This window comes from Myroides injenensis M09-0166 (assembly GCF_000246945.1).
Taxonomy (GTDB): domain Bacteria; phylum Bacteroidota; class Bacteroidia; order Flavobacteriales; family Flavobacteriaceae; genus Flavobacterium; species Flavobacterium injenense.
On record NZ_BAEX01000052.1, the window covers coordinates 1 to 24,774 of the forward strand.

General features: G+C 30.6%; 18 protein-coding genes. 14 read left to right on the forward strand and 4 right to left on the reverse strand.

Going from position 1 to position 24,774, the window contains the following annotated elements; genetic code table 11:
• Window positions 1–115: 115 nt before the first annotated feature.
• Complete coding sequence (locus RH98_RS09480; protein WP_010253624.1) at window positions 116–5,191, forward strand: hypothetical protein; 5,076 nt, start codon at window positions 116–118, stop codon at window positions 5,189–5,191.
• Between the two features lie 74 nt (window positions 5,192–5,265).
• Here RH98_RS09480 and RH98_RS09485 read toward each other — a convergent pair whose 3' ends face one another.
• A complete protein-coding gene (locus RH98_RS09485) occupies window positions 5,266–7,317 on the reverse strand; it encodes a sensor histidine kinase (protein ID WP_010253627.1) in 2,052 nt (683 codons plus the stop codon).
• Between the two features lie 446 nt (window positions 7,318–7,763).
• Between RH98_RS09485 and RH98_RS09490 the strand changes: the two genes are divergently transcribed.
• The 4 genes from RH98_RS09490 to RH98_RS09505 all read left to right on the forward strand — a co-directional run bounded on the left by RH98_RS09490 (window position 7,764) and on the right by RH98_RS09505 (window position 11,650).
• Window positions 7,764–8,189 carry a DUF2750 domain-containing protein gene (locus RH98_RS09490; RefSeq protein WP_010253630.1) on the forward strand — a complete coding sequence of 142 codons (426 nt, stop codon included), beginning with the start codon at window positions 7,764–7,766 and terminating at the stop codon, window positions 8,187–8,189.
• On the forward strand, window positions 8,186–8,779 hold the full coding sequence (locus RH98_RS09495) for a hypothetical protein (protein ID WP_010253635.1): 594 nt from the start codon (window positions 8,186–8,188) through the stop codon (window positions 8,777–8,779). Before RH98_RS09490 ends, RH98_RS09495 begins: the two co-directional genes overlap by 4 nt.
• Before the next feature lie 48 nt (window positions 8,780–8,827).
• Window positions 8,828–10,138, forward strand: coding sequence for a DEAD/DEAH box helicase (locus tag RH98_RS09500; RefSeq protein WP_010253638.1), 1,311 nt, complete (start codon window positions 8,828–8,830; stop codon window positions 10,136–10,138).
• A gap of 822 nt (window positions 10,139–10,960) precedes the next feature.
• Window positions 10,961–11,650, forward strand: a complete 690-nt coding sequence (locus tag RH98_RS09505; RefSeq protein WP_010253641.1) for a carboxylesterase family protein — start codon at window positions 10,961–10,963, stop codon at window positions 11,648–11,650.
• A 107-nt stretch (window positions 11,651–11,757) separates the two neighbouring features.
• On the opposite strand, the gene RH98_RS15255 is transcribed toward RH98_RS09505, so the two are convergent.
• Window positions 11,758–12,558, reverse strand: a complete 801-nt coding sequence (locus RH98_RS15255; protein ID WP_010253644.1) for a hypothetical protein — start codon at window positions 12,556–12,558, stop codon at window positions 11,758–11,760.
• A gap of 5 nt (window positions 12,559–12,563) precedes the next feature.
• Window positions 12,564–13,217: a KWG repeat-containing protein gene (locus tag RH98_RS15260; protein WP_010253647.1), complete on the reverse strand. Its 654-nt coding sequence runs from the start codon at window positions 13,215–13,217 to the stop codon at window positions 12,564–12,566.
• A 287-nt stretch (window positions 13,218–13,504) separates the two neighbouring features.
• Between RH98_RS15260 and thrS the strand changes: the two genes are divergently transcribed.
• The 5 genes from thrS (at window position 13,505) to cyaB (ending at window position 17,452) form a co-directional block, all read left to right on the forward strand.
• Entirely contained in the window at window positions 13,505–15,457 is a 1,953-nt protein-coding gene (gene thrS, locus RH98_RS09515) for a threonine--tRNA ligase (protein WP_010253651.1), read from the forward strand.
• Between the two features lie 51 nt (window positions 15,458–15,508).
• Window positions 15,509–16,066: a translation initiation factor IF-3 gene (gene infC, locus RH98_RS09520; protein WP_081498621.1), complete on the forward strand. Its 558-nt coding sequence runs from the start codon at window positions 15,509–15,511 to the stop codon at window positions 16,064–16,066.
• Window positions 16,067–16,121: 55 nt separating this feature from the next.
• Entirely contained in the window at window positions 16,122–16,319 is a 198-nt protein-coding gene (rpmI, locus tag RH98_RS09525) for a 50S ribosomal protein L35 (protein WP_010253658.1), read from the forward strand.
• Between the two features lie 110 nt (window positions 16,320–16,429).
• Window positions 16,430–16,777: a 50S ribosomal protein L20 gene (rplT, locus tag RH98_RS09530; RefSeq protein ID WP_010253661.1), complete on the forward strand. Its 348-nt coding sequence runs from the start codon at window positions 16,430–16,432 to the stop codon at window positions 16,775–16,777.
• A gap of 150 nt (window positions 16,778–16,927) precedes the next feature.
• Window positions 16,928–17,452 (forward strand): class IV adenylate cyclase, encoded by a 525-nt coding sequence (gene cyaB, locus RH98_RS09535; RefSeq protein WP_010253663.1) that lies wholly within the window; start codon window positions 16,928–16,930, stop codon window positions 17,450–17,452.
• Window positions 17,453–17,552: 100 nt separating this feature from the next.
• Here the strand turns inward: cyaB and RH98_RS09540 are convergent, their stop codons facing one another.
• The gene (locus RH98_RS09540; RefSeq protein WP_010253666.1) at window positions 17,553–18,239 is read right to left on the reverse strand and encodes a cell division ATP-binding protein FtsE; all 687 of its coding nucleotides are present in this window, start codon (window positions 18,237–18,239) and stop codon (window positions 17,553–17,555) included.
• A gap of 441 nt (window positions 18,240–18,680) precedes the next feature.
• Here RH98_RS09540 and RH98_RS09545 point away from each other — a divergent pair, with 441 nt between their 5' ends.
• The 4 genes from RH98_RS09545 (at window position 18,681) to RH98_RS09560 (ending at window position 24,640) form a co-directional block, all read left to right on the forward strand.
• Complete coding sequence (locus tag RH98_RS09545; protein ID WP_010253670.1) at window positions 18,681–19,025, forward strand: CidA/LrgA family protein; 345 nt, start codon at window positions 18,681–18,683, stop codon at window positions 19,023–19,025.
• Window positions 19,022–19,720 carry an LrgB family protein gene (locus RH98_RS09550; protein WP_010253673.1) on the forward strand — a complete coding sequence of 233 codons (699 nt, stop codon included), beginning with the start codon at window positions 19,022–19,024 and terminating at the stop codon, window positions 19,718–19,720. Before RH98_RS09545 ends, RH98_RS09550 begins: the two co-directional genes overlap by 4 nt.
• Before the next feature lie 106 nt (window positions 19,721–19,826).
• Window positions 19,827–22,853 (forward strand): tetratricopeptide repeat protein, encoded by a 3,027-nt coding sequence (locus tag RH98_RS09555; RefSeq protein ID WP_010253675.1) that lies wholly within the window; start codon window positions 19,827–19,829, stop codon window positions 22,851–22,853.
• A gap of 23 nt (window positions 22,854–22,876) precedes the next feature.
• Window positions 22,877–24,640, forward strand: coding sequence for a TonB-dependent receptor (locus RH98_RS09560; protein WP_010253678.1), 1,764 nt, complete (start codon window positions 22,877–22,879; stop codon window positions 24,638–24,640).
• The last annotated feature ends 134 nt before the right edge of the window (window positions 24,641–24,774 follow it).

Sequence of the window (24,774 nt, forward strand, 5' to 3'; positions counted from 1 at the left end):
ACACGTAGTATGTGTCAACTTTTGTAAATATCGTTTTAGTAGTTAAATAAATAAGTAAGACCACTTTTAATTGTTGAGAAGCGATTAAACGATATAATCAATTAATAAAAAAGTTATGAAAGTTATAAATAATGATAAATACAATATAATGTTAAGATTATTATATAGTCTTATTATTGTTTTTATCTCACTTCAGGTTGGTTTTGCACAAGTACAAGTAGATTTCAAACCTAGAACCTCTAAGAATGCTCCAAATCCTTATAAAGAAGTTAAAAATTATGCTTTACAAGGAGATTTTAAAATGATTGGTAATACTAATATGACATTAGTAGACTATTCGGATGAAAGCACAAATGTTTCTCAAATGAGGTATGTCGATGTAGATAATGATGAGTCAACGGTTAATTCATCATCTTCTACTTTGGTTCTAGATGGAGATAAAAATTGTAATGATATTGTTTATGCAGGGCTTTACTGGTCAGCTAGAGCACATCATCAACTAGCAAGTCCTAATATATTTGAGGGGTCTAAAGGTATTCTTGAACCAGGTGCTGGAGAAAGTTTCCCTAAAATAACGAAAAACTATCGTGGACCATCAACAGTTGATAATACGCATTACACTGTAAGTGTGGTAACTGGAGATAGAAATGGTTATAAATCTACAATATTTAGAGTAAACTCAATATACGGAGATACAAAAGTTATAATACGTGCTGGATATAGTACTTATGGTTCTGGCTATGTAGATTATAGTATAGATAATGGTAAAACTTGGCAAACTGCTAATGCAAGAGTTACTCCTAATAGTGTTAACCCTGTTTATAAAGATATGCCAATAGATAAAATCTCATTTAGTGAAGGTAGTGTTAATTTGTCAATTACAAATGTATCAGCTTATATCCCCCAATATGGGGGGGCTGACTATAGATATATCGAAGCTGCAGATTTAAAAATAGAGGTGTCAGGTAGAAAAAATAACATTAGAACTGTAACTGCAACTTTAGATAAGACTAAAGTAAAATTAAAAAAAGCAGGGCAAGAGTATATAGAAGTGTCAGCTGCTAATAATGAAATTCTATATCCTAGTGGAAGATTTGATAATATATTTGTGGGTTATGCTGATATTACAGATTATGTACGAAAAAATGGTGCAGGTGAATATTTCGTTGGTAATTTAGCCTGTATGGAAGGTACTGGTGGTAATGTAGGATATTATGGTGGTTGGGGAATGGTCGTTGTCTATAAGAATGCTACAATGAAATGGCGTGATATTACTGTCTATGATGGATATGCATATATTGCAAATACTAATACAAGTACAAATGTTGCATATGAATTAGCTATCGATGGTATTAGGGCTGCACAAAGAGGAGATGTAAATTTAACTATTGGTGTAATGGCAGGGGAAGGTGATTATGATGTCAGTGGAGATTATTTTCATATACGAGATGCTGCAAATAAAAAGTGGGTACCTCTAAGTCATCCAGGAAATACTGCTGATAATTTTTTTAACTCTTCAATTTATACTGAAGGTAATCCACGTAATCCTAATTTAAAGAATAATACAGGAATAGATATTAGTAAGTTTAATTTTGATAATAGTAAAAAGGATATTATTGCTAACAATCAGACATCTACCAAATTTTTATATGGTACCAAAGGAGATGCTTATGTGATTTATAATTTAGTTTTAGCTGTAGATGCTTATTTTCCTGAGATTATAGTAGAAAACAAGCCTTCTAATTTTACACCTTCTAAAGGTGTGAAACCTGGCGATGAATTAGAGTTTTATGTAAGTATTAAGAATAAAGGTACTGAAGCTGCTAAAGATGGTAAAGTAACGATAGAATTACCTTGGAATGTAAATTATAAAAGTTCAAATAAGAATGTCACTTGGACTCCACCAAAAGGAGCTAGACCTGACGCTACTAATGCTAATACTTCAGGAGGTACTTTAACATGGAATATTGGTAATATTGAAAAACCGGCTGATATAGATAAAATTTTAGCTGATATGACCTATAAAGTTAAAGTTATTGAAGACTGTACACTATTAAGATCATTTAATTGTAAGTTACAAGTTAGTATTGATGGGAAATTTACTGGAACAGGTTTGGGTACTGGTGATCCTGTCGAAAGTGGACTTGTAATAGGTACTGATCAATATTGTGGTTCAGGTCCTATTTATGGCACTTTTAATAGCGACATTATTTTTGATTCTTCAAAGTGTAATAATGCTGATTTTAAGGATAATGTTAGAGAATTTGTTTTATGGTGTGGTGGAACTGAAATTCCTAGAAATCAAATTGCTAATGAATATCCGCAAGGAACTTTGTTTTATCGAAATATGCCAGGAACTGCTGGCGCTGTTTTAGTAACAGGTAATTTTATGGTGCATCCTAATTATGATACTGGTATTATATATTATGCTGTAATTCCTGGTGGAGACGAGGATTGTTATCATTTATTAGCCACAAGAAGATTAGCTATACCTTCAAAGCCAATAGTTAATAATCTATCTACGTGTGTAGATACTTCGATACAAGCAAATGTTAAACTATCAGAGCAAGGAAAATCTTTGGGCTTACAGTTATATTATTTTGATAGTAATGGTAATAAACTTCCTAATGATGTTTTTATTCATTCAAAACCAGGAAATTATACATATTATGCAGCTGAGGGAAAAGAGGGGTGTTATGGTGAAAAAATTCCTTTTATAATTACAGTGAAAGAAATTCCAGCTTTAAGCTCCGTAAACCAACCAAAGTCAATTTCACTATGTACAGGTAGTGATGGAAGCATAAGTGCTAGCATGGACAATGGAGTGAGTAATGGTGGCTGGGAATATCTTAATGCTAGTAATCAATGGGTATCTTTAAATAATAATTCGTTTAGTGGATTACTTACAGTAAAAGGCAATGAAGTTGCTATTTCTAATGCTTCAAATACAATCAATGATTTACAATTACGAATTAAATTATTAAAAGATGATTGTGTAGGATATAGTAATATAGCAAAAATAACTGTTTATCCAATACCTAAGTTAAATCGAGAGCCTTCTGATATCGCGGTTTGTCAAGATGGAACAGCTGAATTAAATGCCGAGTTAAATCCAGATTATAGATATAGTCGATGGGAGTATTTTGATGAGAATACGAAAGAATGGACTTGGCTTCGAAATGCTACATTTTCAGGTTTAATAGGTGTAGCTGACTTAAAAATTACTATTATAAAAGGAGATCCATCTATAAATAATTTAAAACTTCGTTTGAGATTTACAGATAGTAAAACTAACTGTTTTGGATATAGCAGAGATGTAAAGATTACTGTTTTACCATTACCAAGTTTAAGCTCGTCAAACCAACCAAAGTCAGTTTCATTATGTACAGGTAGTAATGGAAGAATAAGTGCTACCATGGACAATGGAGTAAGTAATGGTGGTTGGGAGTATCTTAATGCTAGCAATCAATGGGTATCTTTAAATAATAATTCGTTTAGTGGATTACTTACAGTAAAGGACAATGAAGTTGCTATAACTAATGCTTCAAGTACAATCAATGATTTACAATTGCGAATTAAATTATTAAAAGATGGTTGTGTAAGCTATAGTGATATTGCAAAAATAACTGTTTTTCCGATGCCTAAGTTAAATCAAGAGCCCCAAGATATTAGGGTTTGTCAAGATGGAACCGCTGAATTAATTGCTGTGTTAAATCCAGGTGATATATATGATCAATGGGAGTATTTTGATGAAAATACGAAAGAATGGACTTGGCTTCGAAATATTACATTTGATGGTTTAGTAGGGATTGATATGGTAAGAATTACTATTAAAAAAGGAGACCCATCTATAAATAATCTAAAAATTCGTATGAAATTTGTAGATGGTAAAACTAACTGTTTTGGATATAGTAGAGAAGTAGAGATTATTGTTTTACCATTACCAAGTTTAAGCTCGTCAAACCAACCAAAGTCAGTTTCGTTATGCACAGGCAGTGATGGAAATATTAGTGCTACCATGGACAATGGAGTAAGTAATGGTGGCTGGGAGTATCTTAATGCTCGTAATCAATGGGTATCTTTAAATAATAATTCGTTTAGTGGATTACTTACAGTAAAAGACAATGAAGTTGCTATAACTAATGCTTCAAATACAATTAATGAATTACAATTACGAATTAAATTATTAAAAGATGGTTGTGTAGGCTATAGTGATATAGCAAAAATAACTGTTTATCCAATACCTAAGTTAAATCGTGAGCCTTCTGATATTGTGGTTTGCCAAAATGGAACAGCTGAATTAATAGCTGAGTTAAATCCTGGTGATGAATATGATCAATGGGAGTATTTTGATGAAAATACGAAAGAATGGACTTGGCTTCGAAATGTTACATTTGATGGTTTAGTAGGGATTGATATGGTAAGAATTACTATTAAAAAAGGAGACCCATCTATAAATAATTTAAAAATTCGTATGAAATTTGTAGATGGTGAAACTAACTGTTTTGGATATAGTAGAGAAGTAGAAATTACTGTTTTACCATTACCAAGTTTAAGCTCGTCAAACCAACCAAAGTCAGTTTCATTATGTGCAGGCAGTGATGGAAATATAAGTGCTAGTATGGACAATGGAGTAAGTAATGGTGGCTGGGAGTATCTTAATGCTAGTAATCAATGGGTATCTTTAAATAATAATTCGTTTAGTGGATTACTTACAGTAAAGGACAATGAAGTTGCTATAACTAATGCTTCAAGTACAATCAATGATTTACAATTACGAATTAAATTATTAAAAGATGGTTGTGTAGGCTATAGTGATATAGCAAAAATAACTGTGTTTCCAATTCCACTGTTAACAGTGGAGCCAGAAGATACTTATGTATGTTTGGGTGAGAGTAAACTTATTTCGGTTCAATTAGATAATAATCTTACTTATCAAGAATGGCAATATTTTAATAAAGAGTCAAAATCATGGGAGAAATTAGATAATACTACTTTTAGAAACATTTTAAAAGTTGAACAAACAACCATAAATATTTTAGAAAGTGATGAAATTATAGATAATTTACAATTAAGAATGACTTTTAAAAATGAGCAAGGTTGTGTAGGTTCTTCAAAAGAATTTACAATAGAAGTAAGAAATTGTAAAATCCCTGTTAATCCTTTTTTTATGAAGGTATCTAATAAATAGTAAGGTCAGTATCAAAGCAGATCAATAATTAAGTAAAAGAGGTAGCCTTTAGGCTACCTCTTTTTGTATTCATTTTAATCTTCATACTTTATAAAAAAAGATATTTTAGTACCAAAATTAGGTTTACTAAATAGATAAAATTTACTATTCATCATTTGGCTTCTTTGTTTGATATTAGAAAATCCTAAGCCAAATTTTATATCGCTAGGGTCAAAGCCAATACCATCGTCTTTTATGATAACTTTGAATAACCCTTTTTTAATAAACTTAAAAGTGACTATGCAATTTTTAGCGTTAGCGTATTTCTGTACGTTTTGCAGTGCTTCCTGAATTATTCTATAAATATGTACTTTATATTTACTGTCGAGTAATTGTAAGTCAATATCCTCGTCTATATGCAATACAAAATGAGTGTTTTTATTGCGATTTTGAACGTGAATTAAATCATAAATTAACTGTTCAAAGTCACCAGTTTTGAATGCTTCCTCATTAGCCAGAGCATGAGATACATTTCTAATATACTTTTCTACATCTTGTAATTCATTTATTAAGACATCTTTTTGATTTTCTATAGTATCTTTATTTAATTGCATTAATAGAAAACGAGTAACAAATAATTTATTGAGTACACCATCATGAAGTTCTTGTGCAATACCTTTCCTTTCAATATTTCTAGCTTCGGTAAGTTCTTGTAGAGTATTTAAAATAGAATCATAATACTTCTCTGTATCTAGTTGAAGTAATTTTCCCATTTTAATCTCTTTTAATTTTTGTTTCATCAATATTATTAAGAAACCAATAATGGCACCAAAGAATAAAATTCCACCAAAGATAGTAATCTTGTTTTTTTGCTCTTCTAGTTTTTTATTTACTCTTAAAAGGTTGTCAGCTTCGAAACTAATACGTGCAAAGGTGTTTTTTACAATAGTATTTTCATCTAATATTAGATTGCCAATTTCTTCATATCGAATAAAGTTTTCTTTATATGATCCTTGAAAGTTTCCATTTTCATATTTCAAAAACACAGATAGTGCATCTTTTTCCAGTTTAAGATCTTGTTTTATTCTAGAATAATTAAGTACATCATTGACTTCAATACTAGCTAAATAATCATCTCCTTTTTTAAAATAGTATTCACCTAGTAATAGTTTTGTTTCATTGAAAGTTTGCGTGTTTTGTTGCTCCTTTAATAGCTTTAAAGCAATTTTAAGCCTTTTGTCAACTCCATTTAAATTATTTGTTTTTAGATCTATATCTGATAACATATATAATAAATGAGAATATATTAATGCGTCGTAAGATCGTTCAATAAATAATTGGTGCTCTATTATATCATTGACAATTTGTTTAGCTTGGAAATAGTCTTCTAAATTAATATACGCTTGCGCTATAGTTGCGTTTACACTAGCAATATTAAGTCTTTTCACATCTTCATTGTAAAATTCACTTATTTTAGGGTCATTAAGTAAAGCAAGAGTGAGTTCTAGAATTCTAATAGCTTCTTCATTTTGAGAAAGACCAATAAGGGTTTCTGCCATTAAAGCATTTTCAGCAAATCTTACTTTTAACGTTTTTTGCTGCTTATTAATTGACATTGAATTTAAGATATTAGTCTGAGCTTCTGAGTAAATACCATTACGTGCTAGAATAATTGCCTTAAAGGTATAGATATCTTGCAGGGCTATACTATCATTCAAATTTTTATATAAATACTCTGCTTTTGTATAGTTATAAAAAGCACTATCCGATTGAAATTCTTTATCAAAGAGATTTCCTAATAGGGTATAAGCCTTGGCTTCACTTACTAAATCATGATCTTTTCTAGCGAATTTGAATAAAAGATCGATATAAGATCGATTATCATTTGTTGCTTGTATATACTCTGATAGTAAATTTCTTGTGTTTTTTGAGTTAGGTAGATTTTGTAATAATTTACCAATAGAATCTGCGGATTGTTTTTTCTCTTCAGATGAATTAAATCTATTGTAAGAATTAATAAAAAGTGCAATATCTTTTTCTTGTTTCTTTATATGATGTGAATTGTTATAACATGAAGTAACTAGAGTGCTAATTAAAGCACTAAGAAAAAAGACAATAAGAAGGCGAATATGTTTCTCTTTTGCCATAATTGATTATTAATTAAACTATCTGAAAGCTTTGATGCTCAGAGTATAAAAATGTCTAATAATATACAAAAATACTATTTATACTTGTATTTTTCTTACATATAAATAATTAGATTGTTATTTGTTTTAATTTATACTAATTCTTATTATATCGCTACTTCTTCCCACAATAATATGTAGTGAGGGAAAGCTACTAAAAAAGGAGTGTTTCTTCTTTTCTAAATTATTTAAAAAGAATTTCTGTATGACAAATAATTGTTTTCAATTTTCATAATCTAAAATCCCTATTAGAATTTTATGCATTAATTTTTTATATGTAATTAAACCAATAGTGTTTAGCATTCTGTTTGATGAAAATCACTAATTTCTGGGAATTATTAGATATTGTGTTGTGGTTATATTTGTGTAATTGAATATTGTTTATAAAAAAATAAAAGATACCAGAGGTGAATTTCTCAATTTCTAGATATAAGAATTTTATTAATACAGTTTGTATAGAAGAGGCTGTCTATTGTTTAAAGAATAAGGATGGAGTATACAAATTCTGCTCTAATCATTATGAAAAAGAAAATGGAGAAGAAGTGCTTGTATTTTGTTTTTGGTCAAGCGAAGAAATGATTAAGGCGTATGAAAAAGAACAAGAGCAATTGTATAATATTGTAAGGATTCCATTAGATTTATTTTTAAAAGACTGGTGCATCGAAATGCATGAAGGAAGCGTATTGGCTGGGGTTGACTATAATTCTGATTTATATTGTTGTGAAATTGAGGCTTTGAAGTTAGGTGTAGATATACTAGAGGAATTAGTAGAGCATAATAAATTAGATAACTTTATTGAAATTTATAATTTGTATAATAACCATTTGTCATGAATACGAATCAATTAAAAGAAAAGGCTGAATTATTTCTTCGAAATACGCAGTTATTTGTCAGAGCTACTAATAAGGAGAATATAATAGCCTATATTAATGAAGAGCAGAATATTCCTTTTATAGTTCAATATGCTAATGAGTGGATGGCATTGAAAGAGAAGTCAGAAGGAGAATATATTTTTGAAAAAGTCGCTATTAATGATTTTGACTTAGATGATTATATAGGGCTATCTACTAAAGAAGTAAATGTTTATCCACCTTTGGAAAATCTACTGCATTTTGGTGATATAGAGATACAGCAATGGTTATTAGATGAAGGTATTGATAGAAATTCTCTTTTTGATTTACAGGAAGTAGTCAATGATAAATATATATCACTGTGGATGGATAGTCATCCTATGTATAAAGGGGAGGAGATTTACGCTTTTTCGGGTGGATGGGCTATGATATGGCCAGAGGATGATGAGCCGATGCAGTGGAATGATGAATTAGAGTTCCTATATCAAGTGGGGATTGCAAATGAACCTTATATTGAAATTTATTTTAATAAGAATAGCAAAGAATTTATTTGTATAGAACGTAATACTTAAGTTAATTCTTTTAGAATTCTAAAAAAGAATAATATTACCTTTGCGCCTATGGATAAATTGAATATACTAAAAAATTTAAATATAAAAGCATTAAATGAAATGCAAGACAAGACATTTAATGCTTCGATGAATAACAACAATATTGTTTTATTATCGCCTACTGGATCAGGCAAAACGTTAGCTTTTTTATTATCAATAGTAGCGAGGTTAGATGCTAAAGTAAAAGGAGTACAAGCAGTTATCATAGTTCCTTCAAGAGAATTAGCATTGCAAATAGAAACAGTATTTAAAAAGATGGGAACCTCCTTCAAGATTAATGCTTGCTATGGAGGACATTCTACTAGAACGGAATTAAATAATCTGAGTTCGCCACCTGCAGTATTAGTAGGTACCCCAGGGAGATTAGCCTTTCATATAGAGGAGAATTCATTTAATGTAGAAACGGTTACAAGTTACGTAATTGATGAATTTGATAAAGCATTAGAAATGGGATTCCAAGACGATATGGATTATATTATTAATTCATTTGATAATATTGATTTCCGAATGTTAACCTCTGCTACTACTTTAAGTAAAATTCCTGAGTTTACTGGTATTACTAATCCAGATCGATTAAATTTTTTGGATAAGAATGAAAACCAACCTACTTTATCATATAGTAAGGTGGTATCTGCAGCTGAAGAAAAATTAGAGGTACTAATACAATTATTGGGTAAGATTGGAAAAGATACTGTTTTGATCTTTTGTAATCATCGAGATGCGGTAGATCGAATTAGCGAAACTTTGACCAAAAAAGGTGTTGCCAATGGTGCTTTCCATGGAGGGTTAGAACAAGAAGACCGAGAACGAGCATTAATGAAATTCAGAAATAAAAGTAGTCATATTCTTATTTCAACTGATTTAGCTGCTAGAGGACTTGATATTCCTGAAATTGGACATGTAATTCATTATCAAATTCCTGAGAAAGAAGTTACTTTTATTCATCGAAATGGGCGTACTGCACGTATGAAAGCTTCTGGTAAAGTTTATGTAATGGTAACCAAGGAGGAGGATATTAGCTTTATTGATAATGATATGGCTAATGAGGTATTAAAACAAAATTATAAAATTGATAATAAAACAGACTTTAAGACAATTTATATTAGCGCGGGTAAGAAAGACAAAGTTAATAAGGTAGATATCGTAGGTTATTTAATTAAGACAGGTGGCCTTAATAAAGAGAATATAGGTCTGATAGATGTGAGGGATAAGCAATCGTTTGTAGCAATAAGTTCTTATAAGATAAAGCCACTACTGGCAAAGTTAGAAAATACTAAATTAAAAAATAAAAAAGTGAAGATTGCTATTGCTAAGGATTAACATCTTATAGCATTTATAATGCACAATGTTTTTTTAGGGAGTACTCTTTTGTAAGAAGATTTAACTTACTGTAAGTAATTACTTTGTAATTTAATTAATTATTGAAAAGCTAATATAAAATCAATTATAAAAATAGTATCTTTGCATTGTTAATCAGTACACTAGCTGATAATTTTTAAATAGAAATACACAAATCAAAGTGTATTTCATTTCTCTAAATCACTGTAAAAAAGAAAATATTATTTTCTCTTTTACAGTGATTTTTTTATATTCTAATTTGCCTTTAATCCCAGTGTTGTTCGGGCACGGATGTAGGGTTGTTCGGGAACACCCCAGCTTTTGCAATGCATACTCAACCAATTCCCGAAGCGTTCTCGGAGAAAACCCCTATTAAACGTTTTGAAATGCTTCTTAAGCCTTGATATCACTGGAATTAGTTGAAATTTTAATATACTGTAAATAGCAAAGAATAGTCATTTTAGGTCATTATTTACCTTGTCAGTAAATAGTTATATTGGTTTTGTTTATTGAGGCGCTATGTAGTCTAATATAAGAGTAGATTTTGTATACTATTCAAAGATGAATTGATGCTTAGTTATATAATGGATGCTTTATATATTACTGCTATTATAGGTATAGGGGTAAACATGTTGTTAAATAAAGGTGTGATTAATAGAGAAACTTAATAACATTAAAATTCTTTGTAAGTCTTAAGTAATTTCTTGATGTACTATAAAGCGCATTAAATCATATAATGCGAATTATTTTATTTAATATTTCAAATCAATTAAGAAAAATCCTTCTAAATTTACAGAAAAAAATATGCGTTTTATTCTTCTATTTTTATGTTTATTACCCTTTAAAATTATTGCTCAACCAATTGCAATTAAAGATCAAACTGCATATCAATTTTGGGTTAATGAACCCAAAGAGGTAAAGGAAAAAAATCCTCTGGTGATTTTCCTACACGGGCGAAGTTTGTCAGGGAATGATATTAATAAAGTAAAGAGATACGGACCATTAAGAGGAATAGAAAAGGGGTTAGATATTCCTGCCTATTTAGTAGCACCACAACTTCCTTCAGGACCTTGGAATCCTGATAAGGTGGATGAAGTGGTCATGTATATGATTAAAAACTACAATATAGATGAGAGTCGTATTTATGTAACGGGTATGAGTTTAGGATCTTATGGAACGATGAAATATCTTAGTAAATACGCTAGTCGTGTGGCAGCTGCTGTCTCTATTTGTGGAGGTGGTGAGGAAAAAGATGCTTGTACAATGACAGCTACACCTATTAAGCTAATTCATGGTGATAAAGATTTTATTGTTTCTATCAAAGAATCGAAAAAAATTCTTGCAGCGATTCGCAATTGTGATAAAAATGCACCGATAGAATTAGAAATAATTAAAGGTGGAACACACGGTAGCGTAGAAGATTTATATCGACATATAGATTTGTATAATTGGCTATTTCAGTTTACAAGTACGAATACACAAATAGAGCAGTAGCTGGTAGGTGTGTAAAAGAGATAAAACTTATACTGTTTAGAACATTAAGAAGTGTTCTCTAGTGAAAGCTTAATTTTTAAAACCTATTTTAGAGGTCTATTATATCATCAATCTAGATCTCTATATTCCTCACCTGTACTTATATCCGTGTAAAAGTATATTCTAGTATTATCTTTTGTGATGTTTGTCCATCCATCTGAATTAATATAATTATATAGAGTTGGTGAGATTAATGAATTAGTTTTTAAGCTGTATAATTGGTATTCATTGTTTTTTAGCGATATAGCAATGATTCCTCTCTCAATATCTAGTATAGTTATATCATTGTAAGTAGGTGTAATTTTCCAGTTTTTATAGTGATTATCCCATAGTCCTACTGTTTTTTCTTGTTGATCATTTATAAGAAAAGCAATAAAAATATTATCAGATTGATATACTTTCCTTATTTTATCAATTTGATAGGTGTTAGGTACTTTATCAGCTGGAATTATTTCAGATTTGTATGGGCGTAATACATTTGATAAAATATCTAAGGTAAAGAAGTCATTAGCTTCAATGCTATCATACAATCGCCCTGATAAATCAATGTATTTCCACTGATATTGCCATTTATCGTAATCAAATACACCAGCTATAAAATACGGGTAATTAGGTATTGCGTTTATATAACTTACTTTCTGTAAGAATGCTATATCTTCCTTATTTCTAGGTATTATTTCTTGAGGGAATTTCTTATCAAAATAAGGTTGGACAAGATAGCTGTTGTTTTTTTTGTTGTATAAAACTTCAGGAATATCATTGCCATAGCGACTCTTATTAATATTTGGGAGAATAATACTCTCAGAACCAAGTTTGAATGAAATTTCAGTATTTGCTATTAAGTGATTTTCCTTGATACTAATTGCCATGTTATTTACAGCAAGGATACAATAGCTCTTATTATCTCTATTTTGCTGTAGTAATTTATTGTCATCAAAGGAGTAGATAATATTCTTTTTATTTTTTTAGCTCTTTTATTTTTTAGTTGGTAATAGTCATTGTTGATTAGAAAACTATTGTTATTAATTACTTTTATATAAGTATTTTCTTCATCTCTACTCATGTGTGCCGATAATAAATGTTGTTGTGACTCTAGTATAAAAACATCTGTTTTGATACGAATTACATCTTTTACACTTGAACTAAAGATATTAAACTCCCTTTCCCAAAAACGGTGATTCGCTGTGTATGTTTTCTCTGTTTTGACTACAGTCAGATTGCCGATAGGATATAGCTTTATTTGGTAATTTTTAAAAGGGAGAACAATTTTTCCATTGGAGTCAATGATAGCTTGATTGTGTTCAGAATTGGTTACTATGGCAAAACCAGTAGAAGTAAATAACTCTGCACTAGTGAATTCTGTGTCAAAAACAGGTTGTTTATCTCTGTTTACATAGATGTAAGTATTGTTTTTTGTCTTATAGGGAATAAGATCCAAAGTGTTTTTAGGTGGTTTTATTTGTTTTTTTTGAGAAGCAGTAGAAGTAAGAGAAAATAAACTTAAAATTAATAAACAGAAAGTTTTCATAGTAGCTAATTTAGGTAATGCAAATTAGATAATTAAAAAACTCGCAGTTATCACTATATATAGCGTTTTTTTTGTATATTAAAGTTTGCAAAAAAAATAGTAGGAATATAGATAAATGTTGTATTTTCAATAGTGAGAGTATCGATTTATTTTTGTTGTGCTTTAACATGAAAAAGCAAAGTTGAAAATAAACATAAATAAGTAAAAAAAAAGGTGAGGCATTTGTAGGAAGTCTTGCGATTCTCTTGAAAAATGAGTATATTTGCATTTTATTTTTAAAATTTATTATGATAAAAATTACATTACCAGACGGTTCAGTGAAAGAGTATGCATCGGGCAGTACTCCTTTCGATGTAGCAAAAAGTATAAGCGAAGGATTAGCAAGAAATATTATTTCTGCAAACTTCAATGGTACCACCATCGAAACCACGACACCATTGACCACGGATGGTAGTTTAGTTTTATATACATGGAATGATCAAGAAGGTAAAAAAGCTTTTTGGCATTCAACATCACACGTAATGGCGCAAGCTTTACAAGAATTATATCCAGGAATTAAGTTGACAATTGGTCCAGCTATTGAGAATGGGTTTTATTATGATGTTGATTTCATGGATCACAAAGTTACTGATGCAGATTTCAAAACAATCGAAGATAAAGTTTTGGAAATCGCTAAAGGGAAGCATGATTTCAAAATGAGATCTGCAACTAAGGCTGAAGCATTAGAAATGTATAAAAAAGATGAGAATCCTTATAAAGTTGAATTGATAGAGAATTTAGCTGATGGGACTATTACTTTTTGTGATCATGATACTTTTACTGACTTATGTCGTGGAGGTCATATTCCTAATACGGGGATAATTAAAGCGTTTAAGATATTATCTATCGCTGGTGCTTATTGGAGAGGAGATGAGAAAAATAAACAGTTAACACGTGTTTATGGTATTTCGTTCCCAAAACAAAAAGATTTAACTGAGTATTTAGCTTTGTTAGAAGAGGCTAAGAAAAGAGATCACCGTAAATTAGGTAAAGAATTAGAATTGTTTACGTTCTCTCAAAAAGTAGGACAAGGTTTGCCTTTATGGTTGCCTAAAGGAGCTGCATTAAGAGATAGACTAGAACAGTTTTTAAGAAAAGCACAGAAAAAAGCTGGATATGAGCAAGTAGTCACTCCTCATATTGGGCAAAAAGAATTATACGTTACATCTGGTCACTATGCAAAATATGGAGCAGATAGTTTCCAGCCGATTCACACTCCAGTAGAAGGGGAAGAGTTCTTGTTAAAACCGATGAACTGTCCACATCACTGTGAAATATATAATTCTAAGCCATGGTCTTATAAAGACTTGCCAAAACGTTTTGCAGAGTTTGGTACTGTATATCGTTATGAGCAATCAGGAGAATTACATGGATTAACACGTGTAAGAGGGTTTACTCAAGATGATGCACACATTTTCTGTACTCCTGAGCAATTAGATGAGGAATTTAAGAAAGTAATTGATTTAGTGTTGTATGTATTTGGATCTTTAGGATTTGAGAATTTTACAGCTCAAGTATCGGTGAGAGACTTAAGTAACCCAGATAAGTATATCGGAAGTGTTGAGAATTGGGAAAAAGCTGAGCAAGCAATTATTAATGCAGCTAGAGACAAAGGACTTAATTATGTAATAGAAAGTGGCGAAGCTGCATTCTATGGTCCTAAGCTTGACTTTATGGTGAAGGATGCTTTAGGTAGAAGTTGGCAACTTGGAACGATTCAGGTTGATTACAATTTACCAGAGCGTTTTGAATTGAGTTATAAAGGTTCAGATAATGAATTGCACAGACCAGTAATGATTCACCGTGCACCATTTGGATCTATGGAGCGTTTCATTGCAATATTGTTAGAACATACAGCAGGTAGATTCCCTTTATGGTTGGTGCCTGAACAAGCTATCATATTGTCTTTGAGTGAGAAATATGAAAAATATGCGAAAAAAGTTTTGGATTTGTTAGAAAATTCCGAAATTCGCGCGCTGGTAGATAACCGAAATGAAACAATCGGTAAAAAAATTAGAGAAGCTGAAGTACAAAAGTTTCCTTATATGTTAATTGTAGGAGAGGAAGAGGAGAAGAACGGAACAATATCTGTAAGAAAACATGGAGATTCAGGTAAGTCTAATCAAACCATGAAAATAGAAGACTTCATTTTATTGGTAGAGAAAGAAGTAAATGACTCTATTAAACAATTTGGAGAGTAAATAATATTATTGTATAACGCTTGGTAAAAACAAGCAAAAACTTTTAAAGCCATAGCAGTAAGACAAAACAGAGGTTACAGACCTCGCGAAGAAAAAAAAGATGCGCATAGAATTAATAATGCCATCCGCGTTCCTGAAGTTAGACTTGTCGGAGACAATGTAGAACCTGGTGTATTTAAACTTGCAGAAGCAGTGAGAATTGCTGAAGAGTTGGAGTTAGATTTGGTTGAAATTTCTCCAAATGCTGAGCCACCTGTTTGTAAAATAATTGATTATAAGAAATTTCTTTACGAACAAAAGAAGCGTGAAAAAATGCTAAAGGCTAAGTCAACTCAAATCACTGTAAAGGAGATTCGTTTTGGACCACAAACTGATGAGCACGATTATGAGTTCAAAAAGAAAAATGCTGAAAAGTTTTTAAAAGAAGGTTCTAAGTTAAAAGCATTTGTATTTTTTAAAGGACGTTCTATTATTTATAAAGATCAAGGGCAAATATTATTATTAAGATTAGCTCAAGATTTAGAAGAGTATGGTAAAGTTGAATCTATGCCAGTATTAGAGGGTAAACGTATGACTATGTTTATCGCACCTAAAAAGAAAAAAGCATAATTCTGAAAGGAATTAAAAAAGTTAAGTAAGATAATCATTAATACCTAGGAAAGAAATGCCTAAAATGAAAACTAAATCTAGCGCTAAGAAACGTTTTAAACTAACTGGCTCTGGAAAAATTAAAAGAAAACACGCTTTTAAAAGTCACATTTTGACTAAAAAATCTAAAAAGCGTAAATTAGCTTTAACTCACACTGGATTAGTGTCTAAAGCAGATACTCATAGTATCAAAGATCAATTGAGATTAATCTAATATTTTAATTGACTTCGGTTAAAATTATTTAATAACCCTGGAGTGGTGCAAAGTAAGGTTTAGAAGTGTTAGTATAAATAACCGCCCACTACAAAAAAACATTTACAGAAATGGCAAGATCAGTAAACTCAGTAGCTTCAAGAGCAAGAAGAAAAAGAATTTTGAAGCAAGCCAAAGGATTCTTTGGAAGACGTAAAAACGTTTGGACAGTAGCTAAAAACGCGGTAGAAAAAGCAATGGTATATGCTTACCGTGACAGAAAACAAAAGAAAAGAAATTTCCGTTCTCTTTGGATTATGCGTATCAACGCTGGTGCAAGACAACACGGATTAAGCTATTCTCAATTCATGGGTAATTTAAAAGCTAATAATATCGAATTGAACCGTAAAGTTCTTGCAGATTTAGCTATGAATCACTCTGAAGCTTTTGCAGCTATCGTTAATAAAGTAAAAAAATAAACGTTTGTCTAATCTGATTTATCTTACTTAATATAAATAAGACCTTACTCAATGAGTAAGGTCTTTTTATTTTAAACAAGAATTGTTTTAAATGTATTCTTTTATTCATTTATAATTTTGTAATATTGATAGTGATATAGATCTAATATTATGGGAGTAAAAAATATAGAATTTAAGGCAAAAGTTAAAAGTCTGAGTAGTATTGAAAAGAAAGTAGTCAAATTAGGAGCTACTTTTCAAGGAGAGTTTAAACAAACTGATACCTATTATGACGTACCTAAAGCTAGATTGAAATTGCGTGAGTCTGTAGGTGAAGAGAGTTCTTTAATCTATTATAATAGAGAAAATGTTCTTGGCAACCGTGAGTCAAATGTAATTTATTATAAACATACCCCAAGTCAGGCTTTGATGTCTATATTGGAACTACAGTTTGGAATAAAGGTAAAGGTGAGTAAGCTGCGTAAAATTTATAAATTAGATAATATAAGTTTACATATCGATGATGTGGATAGTTTAGGAACTTTTGTAGAAGTGGAAGCTGAGAAAGAAAGTGGGATGGATGATGAACATTTAGCTAAACAATGCGATGAGTTGTTTACTGCTTTAGGATTGCGTAAATCTGATTTGGTGGCAGTTTCTTACAGTGATTTAGTTTTAAATGAAAGTGAGATATAACTAACGTGATTTACTATATCACTATTGAGAAGCAAAGAATTTAATCTATAGTGAAAAAATAAAAAGCGATATACAGAATTCTGTCTATCGCTTTTCTTTATTATTGAGCAGTTTTATATACTACTTCAAATATGGTTCCGTCATCACATTTTAATGTTTTGGCAGGATATTTTAATAATAAGGCGTAATCATGTGTTACCATTATTATGGTTCTACCGCTTTCGTTTATACTTCTTAATAATTCCATTACTTCACCACTTGTTTGTGGATCTAAGTTTCCAGTTGGTTCATCAGCAAGAATTAGATCAGGATCATTTAGCAGTGCTCTTGCAATTGCAACTCTTTGTTGTTCTCCACCAGATAATTGGTGTGGCATTTTTTCAATATGTAGGATCATTCCTACGCGATTTAGTACTTCTTCAATCTTTCTATCAATCGCTTCTTTTTCTGTCCATCCTGTAGCCTTTAAAGCGAAGTATAGGTTTCCATAAACTGTTCTATCAGGTAAAAGTTTGAAATCTTGAAAAACAATACCTAAAGAGCGTCTTAAATAAGGAATGTCTTTGTCTTTGAGTTTTCGCAAGTCATAGTCAACTATTGTTCCTGTACCTACAGTTAAAGGTAAATCTGCATATAGAGTTTTCATAAAACTACTTTTTCCTGCACCAGTTTTACCAATTATATAAATGAACTCACCTTTATTAACTTGGATATTAATATTGGATAGAACTTTGTGTTTATTTTGAAAAATATCAACTCCTTGTAATGATAAGACAGTGTTTGACATAACGCGACTAAATTTTACTGTAAAAGTAGTAAGTTATATCATTTTTCCTATATACAAAAGAAAAAATCTATGCAGTAGAGATATAAAAAGTGTTGTTTTAAGTTATAGGAATAAAAAAAACAGCTTACTAAAGCTGTTTTAACTAACTAACCAATTTTTACTTATGACTTTCCTTTTATCTTATAGTGTACTGTATTTCTTTTTTATATTACAAATGTAAGTCTTAAAATATTTTCTGATATTAATTTAATGTTACCAAATGTGTATAAAATTGTTTTGTTTTAATGATTTTATATTCAATAAAAGTTAAAAACATATAAAAAACATTCCTATTGATAGTGCGGTTGTTTTTAACACTTGTGTTAATTATAGGTAAGTTTTAGCCTTTGGTGAGCCGCTTATTGTTATTGTTTAGTAATTTTGTTAAAAATTTTTATTAAAATGAATTTAATTAAACAAGTAGCAGTGATCGTTGGTTGTCTTGCATTTGGAGAATTTGTAGTTTATTTAACGCATGTAAAATTACCTTCAAGTATCATAGGGTTAGTTTTACTGTGGGTATTGTTAAAAATGGGTTGGATAAAAGCGCAATCTATTTCAGGAATAAGTGATTTTCTTATAAAGAATATGGGGATTTTCTTTGTTCCTCCATGTGTGGCAATGTTAAATTACTTTGGGATATTAAGCGAATCTATTGTTCCTATTATTGTTGCAACATTAGTTAGTACAGTATTAGTCACTTTTGTAACTGGAATTACTCACCAATATTTAAGAAGAAGAAAATGATATTCTTACAAAACCCCACTTTTTTGTTATTCCTTACATTAGCGTTATATGCTTTAGGAATTTTTTTAACATCAAAGAAAAAATGGATTATATTTAATCCCATCATACTTTCGATGGTCATTTTAATTTGTTATTTAGTTGTTCTTGATATTCCATATGAAAATTATAGTCAAGCAGGTCAGTATATTGATTTCTTTCTTAAGCCTTCTATTGTAGCATTAGCAGTACCATTATATATACAATGGGATAAAATTAAAAAACAGCTTTTCCCAATTATCTGTAGTCAATTAGTCGGATGCATAGTAGGGGTAACCTCTGTTGTTTTCTTAGCTAAATGGACAGGAGCAGAGCATGAAATTATTTTATCATTAGCACCAAAATCAGTTAGTACGCCAATTGCATTAGAAATTTCAGCTGCTGTACATGGAATTCCTTCTATTACTGCAGCTTCTGTTATGATTGCGGGAATTTTTGGAAGTATGATAGGGTTTAAGTTTTTGAATTTATCGCGTATATCCAATCCAATGTCTCAAGGAATCGCAATGGGGACATCTTCTCATGCTTTAGGAACGATGAAAGCTATGGAGATAAGCAATAAGTATGGTGCTTTTGCTAGTGTTGGAATGATTTTTAATGGAATTCTTACAGCTGTATTGGCGCCAATAATTTTAAACTGGTTATCGCCTTTTCTTTAACAAAATAATAATAATTTTTTCATCACTTTTTGCGCAATATATTCGCTTTAAATATGTTTTTAATAGTATAAAATGATATATTTGGAACTAAATCAAAAAGAATCAAATGCGCAAAATTAATAGATTAGCTTGTTTTGCTTTAGCACTTGGAGGTATGACAGCAAGTGCTCAAGAATCAGTTATTTATACAAATGAATTACGTGATTTTAATCATGCTATAGCCCTGTTTAATGAGGAGCAATATTTAGCAGCTCAGCTTTTATTTGAAAAGATTAAAAACTCGCAATCTGCATTAGACAAAGAAGTTGAAGGAGATTGTGTTTATTATATAGCAAACTGTGCTATTCGATTAGATCAAGTTGGTGCAGAATATAAAATAGATGAGTTTGTAAAAAACTACCCTACTAGTGCAAAGCGAAATAAAGCATATATAGAAGTTACAGATTATTACTTCGTAAAAGGTCAATATGAAAAAGCAGTTCACTATGCCTCTAAAGTTAAGGAAACTGCTAACTTAAGTGAAAAGCAACAAGACCGTTTTAATTTTCAAAAAGGATATAGCTTCTTTTATATTAAAAATATTAAGGAAGCAAAAAAATATTTAAGTAAAGTAGGTCGTAATAGTGAATGGTCTGATCAGGCTATTTATTACTTAGGCTATATTGCTTATGAGTCAAATAATTATGATGACGCTAAAGAATTATTTGAGAAGATAGATGTTAAATCTTCATATCAAGATAAAATGGGATATTACCGTTCGGATATGAATTTTAAAACAGGAAATTTTGAAAAAGCACTTACTGAGGGCTTGGTGCAGATGGATAAAGTTGAAGATGAAACTGAAAAATCAGAATTATCTAAGATAGTAGGAGAGAGCTATTTTAATCTTGGTCAATATGATAAAGCAGTACCTTATTTGCAGACTTATGAAGGTAAAGATGGTAAATGGAGTAATACTGACTTTTACCAATTAGGTTATGCGTATTATAAGCAAAAAGATTATCCAAAAGCTATTGAGCAATTTAATAAAATTATCGGTGGTGATAATGCTGTTGCACAAAACGCTTATTATCACTTAGGAGAAAGTTATTTAAGAACACATAAGAAAGTGCAGGCTTTAAATGCTTTTAAAAATGCTTCTGAAATGCATTTTGATGTCGAGATTCAAGAAGATGCTTTTTTAAATTATGCCAAGCTAAGTTATGAGATTGGAAATGCATTTGAAAGTGCTCCTAAGGTGTTAAATGCTTTTTTAAACAAGTATCCTAATTCACCTTACAAGTCAGAAATAGAAAACTTGTTAATTGATTCATATATTACTTCAAAGAATTATAAAGAAGCATTAGTTGTTTTAGAGAAAAACCGTTCATCATCTAACGCCCTAGCTTATCAGAAGGTAACTTTTGCAAGAGGACTAGAATTATATAGTGAGGGTGAGTACCAAAGTGCATTGGATTTATTTAATAAAGCTATTGCTGGAAAACAAGACTTAAAAATAAATGCTCGTGCATTATATTGGAAAGCTGAAATGCTTTTCTCATTAGGTAAGTACAAAGAATCAATTCAGTTTTTTGAAGATTTTAAATCCGCTCCAGAAGCTAAAAATACTGCTGAGTTTAAGAACTTAAATTACAGTATAGCGTATTCTTATTTTAAACAAAAAGATTATGAATCAGCTATAAAATATTTTAACGCTTATGTGGCAAGTAACCCTGCTGATGCAAATAAACGTAATGATGCATATTTACGCTTAGGTGACTGTAATTTTGTAACAGGAAAGTATTGGCCAGCCATGGATGCTTTTAATAAAGTAATAGATGCTAATCATAATGATGTTGAATATGCAAGATTTCAAAAAGCTATTTCTTATGGATTTGTAGATCGTACTGCAAAGAAGATAGAAGATTTAACTGCATTTGTTAAAGATTATCCTCAGTCTAATTTAGCAGATGATGCGCAATATGAAATAGGTGTAGCTTATGCAAGTATTAAAGACAATAATAAGGCATTAGCTGCTTTTGAAAAACTACAAAAAGATTATCCTTCATCTAGTTTTGTTAGTCGTTCTATTTTAAGACAAGGTCTTATTTACTATAATACGAATAAGCCAGAACAAGCTTTGAGTAAATTTAAACAAGTAGTACAAGAGTCACCAAATTCTCAAGAAGCGTTAGAAGCTGTACAGAATGCTCGCTTAGTATATGTCGATAATGGTAAAGTAGACGAGTATGCTGCTTGGGTAAAAGGTCTTTCTTTTGTTGAAGTTAGCGATGCTGAGCTAGACAGTGATACATTCGAGTCTGCAGAAAAACAATTTATGCAAGGAAATAATAAAACTGCAATCGAAGGATACGAAAAGTACTTAAAAAGCTTTCCTAATGGGCAAAAGTCACTTCAAGCACACTTTTATTTAGCACAGATGTATTTTGCAGATAGCAATTTGAAAAAAGCCTTGGGGCATTATGAAGATGTTTTGAAATCAGGTAAGAGCGAATTCACTGAAGTTTCCTTAGCTAGAGCGGCTGAGATTTATTTAAAAGATAACAATAAAGCGAAAGCGATAGAAACTTTATTGCGTTTGGAAACAGAGGCTGTACAGGAGCAAAATAAGACTTTTGCACGCTCAAACTTAATGAAACTTTATTATGATAAAGATGATTATAGTAAAGCATTAAGTTATGCTGAAAAAGTAATGGCTACATCAAATATTGAGAGTCGTATTAAGAATGATGCGCAGATAATAATTGCAAAAACTGCTATGACTACTGGTAACGAGGAAAAAGCAAGAAAGGCTTATGCTGAAGTTTTGAAAAATGCCACTGCTGAAGTTGCTGCTGAGGCACAATATTATGATGCTTATTTTAAAAATAAAGATAAGAAGTATGAGCAATCTAATGAAAGTGTACAAAAATTAGCTAAAAATTACTCCTCGTATAAATATTTTGGAGCAAAAGGATTAGTGTTAATGGCTAAGAACTTTTATGCTCTTAAAGATAGTTATCAAGCTACTTATATATTGGAAAGTGTAGTGAAGAACTTTAGTGATTATGAGGATGTGATCATAGAAGCTAAAAAGGAATTGGAAATCATTACCACAGAAGAGGCTAAACGAAATTCTTCTGTAGCTCAATAATTTTAATCTTGAAAAGTATAATAATGAATAATAAGAAAGTATATATAAGTTTGTTTGCTGTTTCTTTGTCAATTGGTGTTTTAGCGCAAGAAACGAAAACAAAGCAAGAGCTAGGAACAGAAGTAGTTAATGTTGTTAGAGGATATGAAGCTACAATTTCAGATGCTTTTAAAATTAGTGAAGTTCCTAATACAGATTTAGAGAATGTAGATTCTAAAAAAGAAGTCATATATAGTATTAATTCTTTTCCAGTAGCTTCTACTTTCATTCCAGAGAAAGGGGAGGCAGCTGCTGTAGAGAAAGTGTCACGTTTAAAAGCTTTTAATAATTATGTTTTAGGAGGTTTTGGAAACTATACTAATATTTTAGGAGAGGTTTTTTTAAGCCAAAAAATTGATAAGAATAGCTATATAGCTGGATTTGCTAAGCACTTCTCTTCTCAGGGAGGAATTAATGATTTGCTTTTAGATGATGCTTTTTCAAAAACGGAAGCAAATATTTTTTATGGAGGTCAATTAAAGAATTTTGGCTGGACTGCAGAATTAGGTGGTAGTTATCAGTTAAGTAATTGGTATGGTTTGCCAATGGATGATTATAAATTTGACAGAGGAAATATCAGTGGTATTGATGAAAAACAACACTATAAAGATATTTATGTAAATACTAATTTAGAATTCAGAAATTCGCCATTCACTAATTTAAATATTCATTTTGATCATTTTTGGGATGATTATAGTTCTGTTGAAAATAGATTTTCTATTAAACCAAAAGTTAAGACAAGAATAGGTTATGAGGCAGATGCACAGTTAGGAGTAGTTGTGGATTATGTGTCTACTGAGTATAAAGATTTTGATTCAAATTATAAATCAGAATATAAGAATTTAAATATTGGGGCAGAGCCTAGTGTAGTCTTTAATAATGATGATTATTCAATACAAGTTGGTTTAGGGGTTTATTATAATGATGGAAAGGCATTAGGTAAGTCAGATAACAAATTTTATGTTTATCCTCAGGTGAAAGCATCATATAATCTAGTTAAAAATATTTTAGTGACTTATGCTGGAATTGAGGGAGGTTTAAAACAAAATTCATTTAAACAATTTGCAAACGAGAATCCTTTTATTTCACCAGATTTAGCTATTACTCCTACTAGTGAAAAATACAATCTTTATGCAGGACTAAGGGGTAAACTTGATAACAATATTTCATTTAATGTAAAAGGAGCTTATAAAAACGAGAGTGATAAAGCAACGTTTGTACATAATGCATTTAACTTAGAAAATTCTGCAGTACCTTATGGATTTGGTAACTCTTTTAATTTAGAATATCAAAATGTAAAAACTCTAAATCTTTTTGGGGAAGTGAAATATGAATTTGATACCAATGCTTCTATAGGAGTTTATGGTGAATGGAATAGTTATGATACTAATGGTACTAAAGCGTGGAACTTACCAAAGTTTAGATTTGGAGCGGATATTAATTTAGATTTCACAGATCAATGGTTTGCTAGTATGAACTTGTTTTATGTAGGAGAACGATATGACCGCTTTACAGCTATTGATAATTCTGGTACAATAATTTTGGATAATAATCATGAGTTTTCTAAAATTAAGAAGGTTGATGGTTTTGTTGATATGAATATAAAAGTTGGTTATCGACCAACAAAAAATTGGACAGTATTTATTAAGGGAAATAATATTCTGAACGACAAGTATGATCGCTATGATAATTTTAGAGTACAAGGTATGCAGATTATGGCAGGTGCAATGTTTAAGTTTGATTTTTGAGAAAAAAATGCTAAATAAAGTTTAAAAATATGCTATTTGTATATTTTTAGCCGATAAAACTGCGCATTTTAATTTTTTAGAATGTTTTAAAGGTTTATTTTTGTGCCCGCAAACAACAAACAATATCCCAATTA